Genomic DNA, 14119 nt, shown 5'->3' with positions numbered 1-14119 from the left:
AATACAGGATTGTTCCCATTACAATATTGATTATTTTTCAGGTGACTTTGGGGTGCATCAGGGATAACGTGACCTGAACCGACTCCCAGACAAGTCAAATGTCTAATTAACAATATACCATGAAAAAAAACTTCGCTTTATCTTTTCTTTGCTTTCTTGTTTCCATATCCCTCTATGCCCAGCAGGACCGTTTTCCTGACGGTACTCCCGTACCAGAATGGTTCAGGGACACCACTCCTACAGACATCGATCAACTGGGCAAAAAATACCGACTCACGGATTTTGGTGTGGTGCGGGACAGTACCGTATTGCAAACGGAAGCCATCCAGACGGTCATCGACCAAGCCCATGAAGCGGGAGGAGGAGTCATCATAGTTCCCGAAGGTACCTTTCTAAGCGGTTCCTTGTTTTTCAAACAAGGAACCCACTTATACCTGGAAGAAAATGCCGTTTTAAAAGGCAGTGATGATATTAGCCATTTCAAGCTACTGGATACCCGAATAGAGGGACAAAACAGGAAGTACTTTGCCGCGCTGGTAAATGCAGATCATCTTGACGGATTTACAATATCCGGGAAAGGCACCCTAAATGGCAATGGGCTCCGTTTCTGGAGATCGTTCTGGTTACGGAGGGAGTTTAATCCAGACTGCACCAACTTGGATGAAATGCGGCCACGACTTCTGTTTATTTCCAATAGTAAGAACGTCCAAGTTTCAGGAATCCGCTTAATCAACTCCCCCTTTTGGACTTCCCATTATTATAAGTGTGAAAACGTAAAAATTCTAGGACTTTACATCTTTGCTCCGCACAAACCCGCGAAGGAAAAGGCACCAAGTTCGGATGCCATCGACTTGGATGTATGCAAAAATGTGCTGGTCAAAAACTGCTACATGTCGGTGAACGATGACGCCATTGCCCTGAAAGGCGGAAAAGGTCCCAATGCAGATAAGGATCCAAATAACGGTGGAAACTACAATATCATTGTAGAAGACTGCGAATTTGGCTATTGCCATAGCGCCCTTACCTGCGGCAGTGAATCCATCCATAATAAAAACATCATTTTGCGCAGGACCACTGTATCTCATGCCACGCGCTTGTTGTGGCTAAAAATGCGGCCAGACACCCCTCAGCATTATGAGCACATCCGTGTGGAAGACATCGTGGGCAGTGCCAAAAACATGCTCTACATCAAACCTTGGACACAGTTCTTTGACCTAAAAGGAGAAAAGGGCATCAAACACTCCAAGGCCGACCATATCACCTTTCACAACATTACACTTGACTGCGACCTGGTCTTCAACACCACCGCGTCGGACCAGTACAAGGTCTCGGAGGTCACCTTAGAACAAATGAAGCTATCGACATCCAAGGACCAGGACATCCGATTGGACTATATCGAAAATTTGCAGTTAAAGGACGTCTCCCTTAACGGTAAAAAGATACAGCAATAAGCCCTTTTTAGGGAGCAGACAGAAGCCTTTCTGAGGGAAAGGTATTGACCATTTGGAAAAATTCAACAAATCATAATCTATAGAAATGCAATTCCGACGAATAACTGCCATGCTTGCTACAATTATGCTTCTAGCGAGCATTACCGAAGCCCAAGAGCTTCCTTCCAAAGCAACGGTGATGGACCAGATGGTCCTCACGAACAAGTATTTTATGGAAAAATGGCCTGATCCGGGCCAAAATGTCATTACCAATAAAGAACGCAGCAGCAACCTCTGGACGAGGGCTGTTTACTATGAAGGGCTAATGGCACTCTATGGGCTTAAAGATGATCAAGCATATTACGACTATGCCGTAAAATGGGGAGAATCCCACGGCTGGGACCTGAGAAATGGCACCCAAACCCGCCATGCCGACAACCACTGCGCAGGGCAAACCTATATCATGCTCTATGAGATCGACCAAAAGCCTGAGCGAATCGAGCATATTCAAGCTTCCATCGATGGCATGATGGACACCTACAAGATCAACGACTGGGACTGGATCGATGCCCTGCAGATGGCCATGCCGGTTTTTGCCCAGCTGACCAGTCTTACGGGTGACGCCAAGTATTCTGAGCGCATGTACCAAATGTACATGGACACCAAAGTGACCCAAGGCCTGTTCAATCCACACGATGACCTCTGGTGGAGGGACAGTGATTTCCGTCCGCCCTATGAAGAGCCAAACGGCAACGACTGCTACTGGTCCCGTGGAAATGGCTGGGTAGTAGCAGCAATGGTGAGGACCTTGGAATTTTTGCCTGCCGATGATCCTCATCGCTTTGAATATGTACAAATGCTCCAGCGCATGCTAAAGGCCGTCTTGCCCGTACAGCGTACAGATGGCTTCTGGAATGTCAGCCTGCATGACCCTACACACTTTGAAGGCAAAGAAACCTCTGGCACCGCACTTTTCCTTTATGGCATGGCATGGGGAGTAAACAATGGCTTGCTTGAAAAAGAAGTATATATGCCCGCCATCAAAAAAGCGTGGAACGCCATTTCTTCTGAAGCCATCCATGACAATGGATTCCTTGGCTATCTCCAAGGAACGGGCAAAGAACCCAAAGATGGACAGCCGGTCACGTTTACCAGTAAGCCGGATTTTGAAGATTATGGCTTAGGGTGTTTTCTACTGGCCGCTACGGAAATGTATAAATTAGTGGATTAACTCCTTGTTATAAACTTGAAAAATGACTGCTAAAACGGCATAACATTGAATCAAAAAGTCACCTTTGGCGTACTTAAGGTGACTTTTTTGATTTCCATGATCAAAACACCAAAACCCCATGAAAGCCTACTGTTCATTACTTTTTTTCATAGTACTTACCTCTTCGGTCACCGCCCAGAATTACCCGTCCCGCAGCAATGTACTTTGGGTCACCGAACCGGATCATACCGACTGGCTGTACCAAGTCGGGGAAGAAGCAAAAGTTGCCATATCACTTTTTGAATTTGGGATACCGGCAGATAAAGTAACGGTTCATTATTCTGTGGGCCCAGAAATGCTCGAGCCTGATTCAGAAGGAACCATTACCTTGGATCAAGGAAAAGGAATCATCTCACTGGGCACTGCTACAGCTCCTGGCTTCCGGGATTGCTGGCTTACGGCCACACTCCATGGCCAGCCGTATAAACACCATGTGAAAGTAGGCTTTGAACCGGAAAAACTCAAGCCATACACGGCCTTTCCAGCTGATTTTGAAGCCTTTTGGGAGCAGGCCAAACGGGAAGCTGCCCAGACCCCAATGGAAGTAGAGAAAGTGTTTGTTCCGGAATACTCCAATGAAAAAGTGGACTGCTACTTGGTAAAGCTCCAAGCCTATAAAAAAGGCCAACAGGTGTACGGATACCTGACCATCCCCAAAAAAGACGGCCAATTCCCTGTGGTCTTTGCACCGCCAGGGGCTGGCATCAAACCAATGAACCCACTGAAGCACCTTTTTTATGCAGAAAATGGAGTCATTCGTTTCGATATGGAAATCCATGGTATCCGTCCAGACTTGGATGCCAAAACATACAAAGAAATAAGTAATGCTTTTGGCCAGCACAATAATAGTTATTTGGTCAATGGCTTGGATGACAGGGACAATTATTACATGAAAAAAGTTTACCTGTCCTGTGTACGCGCGCTGGATTTCCTGACCACCTTGCCCGAATGGGATGGCAAAAACCTCATTGCCCAGGGGGGCAGCCAAGGCGGTGCGCTTGCCTTGGTCACTGCCGGGCTCGATGACCGGATCACCGCCTGTGCCGCAAACCACCCTACCCTCAGCGATATGGCCGGCTATAAGGCTGGAAGAGCAGGTGGATATCCTCATCTGTATAAAAAGGTTGATGGAATGGACACGCCCCAAAAACTCAAAACCCTCGAATACTATGATGTGGTCAATTTCGCCAAACTGATCGATGTGCCGGTATTTATGACATGGGGCTATAACGACAACACTTGTCCACCCACGACGAGCTATATCGTCTATAACTCCTTGAACACCGAAAAGGAGGCCTATATTACCCCTATAAATGAGCACTGGGTATCTGAACATACCAGGAGGGTCATCCTCGACTGGATCAAAACAAGGCTGCAATAAAAAGGTCGGTAGTCAGAAAATTCAACATATCAGAGCATGACACAATCATTAGATAAAACCGTACTACTTTTTGCAATGATAGTATCCTTGTGCGCACATGCACAAGGCCAAAACCTGAAACAGCCCATCCCGGACAAGTTGGTCATCCTTACTTTTGATGATGCCCCTGCCAGCCATTATAGTGTCGTAGCTCCTTTGCTGCAAGAATATGGGTTCGGTGCGACGTTCTTTGTATGCGAATTCCCTCCCAATTTTGCAGACAGTACCAAATACATGAATTGGAGACAAATGGCCGCACTGGACAAAATGGGATTCGAAGTGGCCAACCATACGCGCACACATGCCCATATGGACAAATTGGACAGGTCCCAAACTATCGCCCAGCTCGGTTATATTGAAGACACTTGTGATTCCCTGGAAATCCCCAGCCCTAAAAGCTTTGCATACCCTGCCTATGACATCAGTGAAACGTGTTTTGAGGTGCTGGAAGAAAGGGGATATGAATTCGCCAGGGCAGGCGGGAAAAGGGCCTATGACCCACTGAGCGATCATCCCTTTCTGATTCCGAGTTGGGCTACCACTTCGGAAAACGAGAAAGAAATCATGGCGGCACTTGGCCAGGCCAAAGATGGGAAAATTGTCGTCCTGACGATTCATGGTGTGCCAGACCTCGAACACCCATGGGTAAACACACCTATTCCCCTTTTTGAAAAATACTTGAAATACTTAAAAGAAAACCAGTACCAAGTAATTTCCCTCCGAGACTTAAAGCAGTATATCCATCCCAAAAGAGCCAAGAAGTCACTTTCCATTGACCTGAGCAAGCCGTATAAGAATTGAGGCGGCAGGACATGGTTTTTGGGGCAATGAACAGGGCCTGCCAGGAGTGTTTTTTTTGGTAGCATGCTACTGCAATACATTTAACACCTTACATTTTCTGCCGCTTTATGATTTGTCACGAGTTTTTTATGTAACTTATTGACTACTAAAATCCAACATCACTTCACCAAGTTTCAACCAACCTCTTTTGCCTTTATGAAAAAGCTGCGCAAGAAAGACATCAAACAGGAAGTATTTGACCTATATGATGCATATGCCCATAATAAGCTCGATCGCCGCGAATTTATTGAGAAACTTTCTGCTTACGCTGTAGGAGGAATTAGCCTAAGTGCACTGACCAGCTTTTTGATGCCCAATTACCGGGACAATATCCAAATCAAGCAAAATGATCCCTCGCTAAAAACCGAAACGGTGACCTACTCATCCCCAAAAGGCGGTGGCGACATCTCCGGCCAGCTCTCCCAACCGGCAGATGCAGACGATAAACTTCCGGGCATAGTCGTAGTACATGAAAACAGGGGCCTGAACCCGTATATTGCCGATGTGGGCAGAAGGGCTGCCAAAGCAGGTTTTATCAGCATAGCTCCTGATGCCTTATCACCCTTAGGAGGATATCCCGGCAATGATGATGACGGCAGGGAATTGCAGCGTAAACGAGACCGTGATGAAATGCTGGAGGATTTCATTGCTGCCTTCGACTACCTGAAGGCACATCCTAAATGCAGTGGCAAAATCGGCGTGGTAGGGTTTTGCTTTGGAGGATGGATATCAAACATGATGGCCGTAAAAGTCCCTGATCTAAAGGCTGCAGTCCCCTTTTATGGCAGCCAACCGCCGGAGGAACTGGTACCGCAGATCGAAGCTCCACTTTTACTACATTTCGGTGAACTTGACACACGGGTCAATGCCGGCTGGCCCGCATACGAAACGGCTCTAAAAGCCAATGGAAAAGAATATCAAGCTTATACCTATCCTGATGCCAACCATGGGTTCCACAATGACACCACCCCTAGGTATGATGCCGAGGCGGCCACATTGGCTTGGAAACGAACAATTGACTTCTTTCAGGAAAAGCTTGCTTAAATGTTTTTAATCTTTCATAGAGAAGCCGTTGACATTTTCATTGATGACTTTTTGGTCACGAACTGATTCGACTTGTATATTTTTTAATTGGACTACCTCTACGGGACTTTCAGGATCAGCTTTTATGCGAGAAACAAACGCCACATCAGCAGCTCGGACGTTTTCCATATAAATATTCTCAATTGGGGTCAACCTCCGCTCATAAGTTGGTACCAAGTCTCTCCATTGATAAAGCACATCAGTCTCAATACCTAATACCCCTTTATCAATTTTCCCGCATTGGATATTCTTCATATGAACATTACGGACATAGCCTCCCCTTCTTTCATTTGTTTTAACATATAGCAAGTGGTTGAGCTTGGCTCCCTCCTCGACTTCACAATTTTCCATATATACATTTTCTACTCCACCAGAAAGCTCACTTCCAATAGCCAATAACTGATGACCATTCTTCACCAAGCTATTTCTAATGACGATATTTTTAGTGGGCATGTTCAGCCTCCATGCATCTTGGTTTCTACCTGATTTTACCGCAATAGCATCGTCACCTTGATCAAAAACACAGTTTTCGATCAGCATATTTTGGCTCATTTCTGGATCTACCCCATCATTGTTATGGCCATGGGCAAAGACTTGTACGTCCCTGATGACCACATCTTTTGACATAAAAGGATGAATTACCCAAAAAGGGCTATTGGTAATCTTCACCCCCTCCAACAATACCTTTTCGCAGCGATTAAACTGAATAAATTGAGGGCGAAAATTAGAGGAATCATTCACAAAATCACGCTCCTCTACCGGCACGTCCTTTGCGGCCAAGTTATAAAGCCTCTTGAGACTTTCCATGTGAGCTTTAGGCCTGGCAAACCATAATTTCCACGTATTCATTTTCGCCTTCAATTCACCTTTACCTGTAATGGCAATATTCTCACAATCAAATGCATAGATTAGCGGAGAATAGTTAAAACACTCCATTCCTTCCCATGTAGTCTTTACAGCTGGAAGATAATCTTTTGGATCCTCGGAAAACAATAGTGTAGCCCCCTCCTCAAGATGTAGATTAATATTGCTTTTAAGGTGGATCTTTCCAGTTGGCCATTCTCCTGCGGGAATCACTATACGACCACCACCCGCCTCGACTGCAGCAGAAATGGCCGCCACAATAGCTTGTGTAGTCGCTTGCTGATCATCTTCCTCAGCACCAAAATCCGTGATTACAAATCGTTGTATATCACTAAAATCAGGAACCTTGATCATGGGCATTTCAAAAGGAGCCTCAACAGACACCTCGTTGATTGGAACATCTACCTTCTTTTGATCGCAAGAGGCCAGCAAAATTATGGCCAACAGGAATACCGGGATTTCTTTATGCATCATATATGCTTTTATTATTAAAACTAAAACAAAAAACCCCGGAGAAGATTCCGGGGCTTTCAAACGTTCAAAACACTCCTATTTCAAACGTTAAAATAAACCCATTTGTATTAACACATTCGTTAGCTTGGAAAAAAACAGACAGCAAGCTGTCCGCTTAATGCTTAAACAAAGATAATATCAAAGCCCCTGAAAAGTGTTCTGATTCATGCTGAACAGTAATCTAAGCATGGACAAGGTAACCCTTCTCCATTTTCAGTAGCTTCACACCTAACAATCATTTCAAACTGATATCCGGAGATCATGGACAAATTCAATTTGGATTTTTTAACTTATCGCTGTTTTATTATCTTTTGGCTCGCCACTCAATAAAGGAAAAAATGACGACTAAATTTATCGCCACCGGAAGTGCTATTTTTATGCTGGCCATGGGCGTAGGATTCACCTTTTTCCCCCATGAACTGACCATGCAGATAGTCCCTGACAATGCCTCCCACACCACGCTATTGTCGCAAGTGATGGGAGCCATGTATATTGGATTTGCCATTCTGAACTGGACCCAAAAAAACAGCCTCATAGGTGGTATTTACAACCGGCCTTTGGTTTTGGCCAATTTCTCTCACTTTATGATTGGCGGGCTGCCCCTCCTGAAAACCGTGATCTTAAAAACAACTTCCTCTTCTTTGTTAATTGCTGCCACCATCATCTACGTGATCTTTGCCCTTCTTTTTGGTTGGTTAATGTTTAGACATCCCTTGGTCAAACAAGAAAAATGAGCAATTGACTTGAACATTGCGCCACAGATCAAATAATAAAGCCAACCCTAGTAACGAGTTGGCTTTATTGGATCAAATCATGGATTTGCCTTTATATATCTCCACAATAATGTGAGCATAAATCTTATTAAAGAAAGCGGATACTTATAATTAGCTTTCTTATTCTGGCCCTTGGTATGCCTGTTTTCCAGGATGATCAGGCTTCCCCAGTCAAAGTCAATCAAAAAAAGGACTTTTAACCTGAGCTCGACTTAATTTTTGTATTAAAAGCGTCATAGCGAACCCTTTTAAGGAGGATGTGGGTTGGAAAAGGGTGTGGCAACTCGCCGCGGCGAGCTGCCACGGCTTCCACCCCTCATATCTCCCTCTGAGCCTCGCAGTGACGATTTTATAATCGAACTGAGGTTTTTAGGTATATGAAAAGAAGGAAATCCCCTTAACTAAACGGCATTGAATGGTGGCTTAGTATCCTGGGTTTTGTATGGCATCTTTTTCAGCTGCCGTCAATGGCTGCCCATCGATGATGAGCGCATCCAAGTAACTTTGCGGAATAGGTCTCAGAATATGCCGTTCTGCAATATTGGCTGCTGCTTCTGGATTAAATGCCCGAGCACGCTGCAGCAAAGTACCGGTACGGGAAAGGTCCACCCACCGATGAAATTCCCCCAGAAGTTCTCTCGCACGCTCATTGAGGATAAAATGCACAAACATGTCTGCCTTAGAGGCTACACCCTCAGGATAGATCTCTGTGGCTGCTTCCGAAGTACCTGGGGTAAATACCGCCTCGGTAACTGTCATATCAGCGGCAGTGCTGCTATTCTCATCGTAAGGCACCTGCTCGGCAAGGTGGTACACCCTGCCCCTGTCTTCACCTTCCTGATAGGCGGCCCTTTCACGCACTTCATTGATATACTGGAGGGCCTGGCCATAATTTTCCATGCGGCCATAGGCTTCTGCAGCGATCAAATACGTATCGGAAAGTCTCGCCAGAATACCGTCCCGCGTACCTTTGGCATCGTTGAAATTGGTACGGAAAGGGTCGAGGTATTTAGATAAGGAAGGATAGGTGCTCAATCCCCAATCCGTTCCATCAGGTGTATTCCTTACCAGCATCAAAGGAGCAAAAGTATCCTTATGATCCTCGGTAAAACGCTGATCGTCGGCCTCATTCACCAAATAAATGATTGCGGTATCTCCCTCCGCAAATTTTGGCTGCCCTACCAAGTCAGGACTTGGAGCATTTTCTGCTGACCATTCAGGAATGTTATCGCTGCTTTGAGAGGCTATGTAAGCCGTCTTGATGCTCTTGTAAAACCTGGAGTCATTCACTCGGTCAAAATTGTCCAAGGCAAAATCAGTAGGCTTCAACCGGTCAAACTCCCGTCCATTCTCCAAATCCCTGGTCATGCCGGGGAAGTTACGGTAAATGGACAGGAAGTACATGTGCGTCTGGTTTCCATACCTTCCCAACAATGCTTGGTTATTATCAAATTGGGAAGAAAGGATGATCTCTGACAAGCTTTCGTTTGGCCCATTTACAGCAGTATATTCGAAGATATCCTGATAATCTGGCGCCAAAGACCTGCCGGAATTATTGATCACCTCGTCAGCAAAATAGGCCGCGCTGTCCAAATCATTGGCTTGGGCAATGTCGGCATTTCGCTCACTGGCCCTGAACAGATAGGCTTTGGCCAGGAAATGCTGGGCGGCAGATTGAGTAATCCTCCCCACCTGCGAAGCCGTAGGTGGCAATAGCTGCTCGGCCCTTCTCAGGTCACTGATGATCTGCGCCATATTTTCGGCCACGGTGGCACGGGGAAAATTGGCCTCGTCTCCTTCCGTAGGGGTCAGCTTCATCGGTACTGCTCCAAATTGCTCTACCAGCTTCAGGTAATTGAAGCCCCTTAGAAACAACACTTCGCCCAAGCGGGTATCACGGGTAGTGGCCGAATTGGGATCGGAAAATACCTCTGGGATATTTTGAATGCCGATATTACACACGTTGATCTGTGCGTACATATTGTCCCATAGAGGCCTTAGGTCCATGCTCTCTGCTGGATTGAGCAATCCAGTGTATGTGTTGTACATCACGTGGTTTACACCACCACCATTGGTAAATTCATCCGTGCCGTAGTTGGTCAGGGCGTAGGACCATTCGTAGTTATGGTGAAAGCGAAGGCCTTCATAGGCGCCGTTCACCAATTCCTCAATTCCTTCCGGAGAGTTATACCGCTCTTGGGTCAGGGTAGCGACCATCTCCTCCTGCAGGAAATCCTGGCAAGAGAAAAGGCTACCGGCTGCCAATGCTATGATTAAGATATTCTTTTTCATAATGTTCAGGTTTTAGGGGTTTAGAAAGTCAAGTTCAGACCAAATACAAAACTCCTTGTCGTAAGACTTGATGCACTTGGGTTGGAACCGCCGATTTGATAGCTGCTGTCCGGATCCAGAAAATCCGTTTTGGAATATAGGAATGGATTCTGTACCTGCGTGTACAGCTTCAGGTTGCTCATGCCCCATTTCCCAATAATGTCCTGTGGGAAGGTATAGCCCAATGAGATAAAGCGGACTTTTACAAATGATCCATCTTGGTAATTCATCGCACTGTAGTGTATCGGCTGGCCACCGTTATTGTAATCGGCCCTCGGATAGGCGTTGGTAGGATTGGTCGGTGTCCAGTAGTCGATGATTCTGGAAGCGTACCTACCGGACATATCCACTGCACCACCTTGGACCAAATTGCCCCATCGGGCATAGACAAAGGCAGACAACTCGAAGTTTTTATAATTAAAGGTATTGGTGATACCACCTGTCCATTTTGGTGCGGTCTGACCAAGAATTACCCGGTCATTGTTAGGATCGATTCTGTTATCGCCATTCACATCCTGGACGCGGATATCTCCGGGCTCGTAATCAGAACCATTTTCGCTGTACTGGGCGAGCAGATCAGCATCAGCTTGCTGCCAAATACCGATTTTGTTGTAGTCATAGAAAACACTGATGGGCCGGCCGATAAACCACTGGTTGTTTACATCATCCACTGCGCCATTTTCCAGCTCCACGATTTCGGTGCGGTTACTGGAAAAAGTGAAATCCGTAATCCAGCTAAAATCATTCTTGTCGATATTGACTGAGGATAGTGTCAGCTCCACGCCTTTGTTACGTGTTTTACCGGCATTGACGGTGATATTGCTGTATCCCGTTACAGAGTTTGGCGTCTTGTCCAAAAGCAGGTCATATGTATCAGCATTATAGTATTCGATACTACCGTAAAGGCGGTCTCTCCACAGCCCAAAATCCAATCCAAAGTTCCATTGTCTGGTCTTTTCCCATCCAAGGTTTCTGTTTGGCAGTGCTCCCTGAGAAGAACCTTTTGGATTTCCGGTCACATAGCCATTGGCAGGATCGCTGCCAAAAACATAAGGAACCTGAACCAAACCACCAGCGGTATTGTATGGTGCTACGGCCTGATTACCTACGGTACCCATACCGATTCGCAATTTCAATTGGTTCACCCAATCGACGTCGCTCATAAATGCTTCATCATGGATCTTCCAACCCAAGGAGAACGAAGGGAAGAAATCCCATTTATTCCCTTCACTGAGTACCGATGCTCCATCTGAACGGCCTGTTAACGTCAGCAGGTAACGGTCTTTATAAGAATAATTGAACCTGGCCATATAGGACATCAAGGTATATTGGGAAAATCCTGATCCCCAACCATCCAATGATCCGCGGTTTGTAGAACCTAAATTGTACCACAACTGACTGTCATAAGGCAGGTCAGAGGCGGTCATGTCGGAATTTTCACTCTTCCAGTAAGAAGAACTCTGCAAGAAGGTGGCGTTTAAGGTATGGTCGCCAAAAGTCTTGTCATAGTACACCAGATTCTCCCAAGTCCAAGAAAATGCTTGGCTCTGGCTCAGTCTGGCGTAATTGGTGGAAGATGCGGATCCCCCTCCTCGTAAACTGGACTGCGCCGCCTGGAATTGTCCATTTCGGTAGTTTCTGATATCCGGCCCGAAGATGGTTTTTACCCTTAAGCCTTCGGCCAATTTTGCCTCCGCAAAGAAGCTACCGAATGCCCGCAAAGTGGTTCGCTCATTGATCACATACTCACCATCCTGGATCGGATTGACGATATTTGGATCTCCTCCCGGGTTAAAGATGTAATTGCCATTGGCATCATAGGGTTTGGCATATGGCAACTGACCCAATGCTGCTTCATAAATGGTCCTGCTCCCACGGGACCCACCGGCAGAATATCCATAATTCTGGATGCTGTAACTGGCGTTAATAGAACCGCCAAGCTTTAGCCAGTCCACTGCTTGGATTTCCAAGTTTACCAGTGCATTGTATCGCTTATAATCTTGGCCTACATTGGTGCCGGACTGATCCAAGTATCCTCCGGAGATAAATGCTTTGGTTTTCTCATTACCCCAGTTTGAGCTAAGGTTATAATTCTGGGTAATTCCCGTCTGCTCCACATAATCAGTCCAATCAGTCGTTTGCAGTCTGCTAGGATCATAGGCAGGGACTTCCGAAACACCCCACATTTCCTGCTCAGCAGCAGTAGTTGGACGCATGGCAGGAATCAGGTTTTCCCTGTCCACCCAGTCATAGCCATTGGCAATATTGTTCCATGCTGTGGCATCGGCTCCAAAAAAGTCATAATCATCTTCGGGATTTGGGTATGCGGTGCTGTAAGCACCAGCGCCTCTCGCAGCATCCCTACGGTAATTGGCATAGCCTGCAGCATCATAATAATCTGCCAAATTCCTGAGGCTTTGCACCATCGTGGAAGCATCAAAGTTGATTTGAGCACGACCGTCTTTTCCTTTTTTGGTCGTAATCAGCACTACGCCGTTCGCTGCACGCGAACCATAAATGGCCGATGCAGAGGCATCTTTAAGCACCTCAATGGATTCTATATCATTGGGGTTGAGCATTTCAATGCCCCCGGATTGCAAAGGCACACCATCCAATACATACAAGGGGTCATTGCCACCTGCAATGGAACGGCTACCACGAATCCGGATCGATCCTACTTCTCCAGGACGGGCGTTGCTAGCGATATCCACACCTGCAGCCCGACCTTGGATCCCTTGGAGGGCATTTTGGATAGGAGTCGCCTCTAATTCTTCTGAAGATACCTGCGAGATGGCTCCGGTAATGTCACTCTTCTTTTGGGTACCATAGCCCACCACGACCACTTCGCCCAATTGCTGGAGATCCTCCTCCATGGCGATGTCGATCGATGTACGTGAACCCACGGTAATCTCTTGTTTTACATACCCGATGGAGCTCACCACCAACACGGTCTCATCGCTTGGGACTTCTAACGTAAATTTACCGTCCAAGTCTGTCACTGTACCAGAACCAGTACCTTTGATCAGGATATTGACACCAGGAAGGGTTTCTCCAGTAGCCGCAGCGGTCACTGTTCCCGTGATGGTCTTATCCATCTGATCAACGCTCATCTCCAGGCTCCTTGAAGCACTGGAAGCTAGGGCATGGGACGACCACGCTCCACTCACTCCCACAGCTCCTAAAGCCATTGCCATCAACGCCCACTTTTTGGGGTCAATGCGGTTTTTTGGGGTTTGCTTTTTTTTCATTGTATGTTTTTGATTAAAAACGTTTCGAACTCCGCAGAAAACGGACACTTCCTGCGCATGTGAATCTCAAATCACTACTTAGCCCGATATGGGCAAGCTGAAGACGAATGTACCCTTGGCTAAAAATATCCTTGTGCTGTACTATACTGGTAATAAATAGGCTTTAAAACGCAACAAAAAATATAAAATCAGTAAATCACATAAAAACTAAAATCATATTTCACCATTAGGCAGTAAACCCAAAACTTCATATATAGTTTCTAAAAATCCCATTATGCAGCGCTAAGCCAACTGTTATGAAGTGTCCTGCATACACCTAAAAACCGGGAACTTTTTATGAACGCATT

General features: G+C 46.1%; 9 protein-coding genes. 6 read left to right on the top strand and 3 right to left on the bottom strand.

All coding sequences use genetic code 11. The annotated features are described in order from the left end of the window. The first annotated feature begins 119 nt into the window (after positions 1–119). The 5 genes from FDP09_RS07450 (at position 120) to FDP09_RS07430 (ending at position 6004) form a co-directional block, all read left to right on the top strand. Positions 120–1451 carry a rhamnogalacturonidase gene (locus FDP09_RS07450; protein WP_137402066.1) on the top strand — a complete coding sequence of 444 codons (1332 nt, stop codon included), beginning with the start codon at positions 120–122 and terminating at the stop codon, positions 1449–1451. 109 nt (positions 1452–1560) lie between these two features. Continuing rightward, on the top strand, positions 1561–2661 hold the full coding sequence (locus FDP09_RS07445) for a glycoside hydrolase family 88/105 protein (protein ID WP_229683305.1): 1101 nt from the start codon (positions 1561–1563) through the stop codon (positions 2659–2661). A 118-nt stretch (positions 2662–2779) separates the two neighbouring features. Beyond that, positions 2780–4081: an acetylxylan esterase gene (locus FDP09_RS07440; protein WP_137402064.1), complete on the top strand. Its 1302-nt coding sequence runs from the start codon at positions 2780–2782 to the stop codon at positions 4079–4081. Between the two features lie 36 nt (positions 4082–4117). Further along, positions 4118–4921, top strand: a complete 804-nt coding sequence (locus tag FDP09_RS07435; protein WP_137402063.1) for a polysaccharide deacetylase family protein — start codon at positions 4118–4120, stop codon at positions 4919–4921. A gap of 195 nt (positions 4922–5116) precedes the next feature. Then, positions 5117–6004, top strand: a complete 888-nt coding sequence (locus tag FDP09_RS07430; protein ID WP_137402062.1) for a dienelactone hydrolase family protein — start codon at positions 5117–5119, stop codon at positions 6002–6004. A 6-nt stretch (positions 6005–6010) separates the two neighbouring features. Here the strand turns inward: FDP09_RS07430 and FDP09_RS07425 are convergent, their stop codons facing one another. Beyond that, positions 6011–7381: a glycoside hydrolase family 28 protein gene (locus FDP09_RS07425; RefSeq protein ID WP_229683304.1), complete on the bottom strand. Its 1371-nt coding sequence runs from the start codon at positions 7379–7381 to the stop codon at positions 6011–6013. A 377-nt stretch (positions 7382–7758) separates the two neighbouring features. Between FDP09_RS07425 and FDP09_RS07420 the strand changes: the two genes are divergently transcribed. Then, positions 7759–8154, top strand: a complete 396-nt coding sequence (locus FDP09_RS07420) for a hypothetical protein (protein ID WP_137402061.1) — start codon at positions 7759–7761, stop codon at positions 8152–8154. Between the two features lie 462 nt (positions 8155–8616). Here FDP09_RS07420 and FDP09_RS07415 read toward each other — a convergent pair whose 3' ends face one another. Then, entirely contained in the window at positions 8617–10485 is a 1869-nt protein-coding gene (locus FDP09_RS07415; RefSeq protein ID WP_137402060.1) for a RagB/SusD family nutrient uptake outer membrane protein, read from the bottom strand. Between the two features lie 20 nt (positions 10486–10505). Beyond that, positions 10506–13772, bottom strand: a complete 3267-nt coding sequence (locus FDP09_RS07410) for a SusC/RagA family TonB-linked outer membrane protein (RefSeq protein WP_137402059.1) — start codon at positions 13770–13772, stop codon at positions 10506–10508. Positions 13773–14119 lie beyond the last annotated feature (347 nt).

It is taken from the genome of Echinicola rosea, from assembly GCF_005281475.1.
GTDB classification, from domain to species: domain Bacteria; phylum Bacteroidota; class Bacteroidia; order Cytophagales; family Cyclobacteriaceae; genus Echinicola; species Echinicola rosea.
This window is presented reverse-complemented; position numbering and strand designations above follow the sequence as displayed.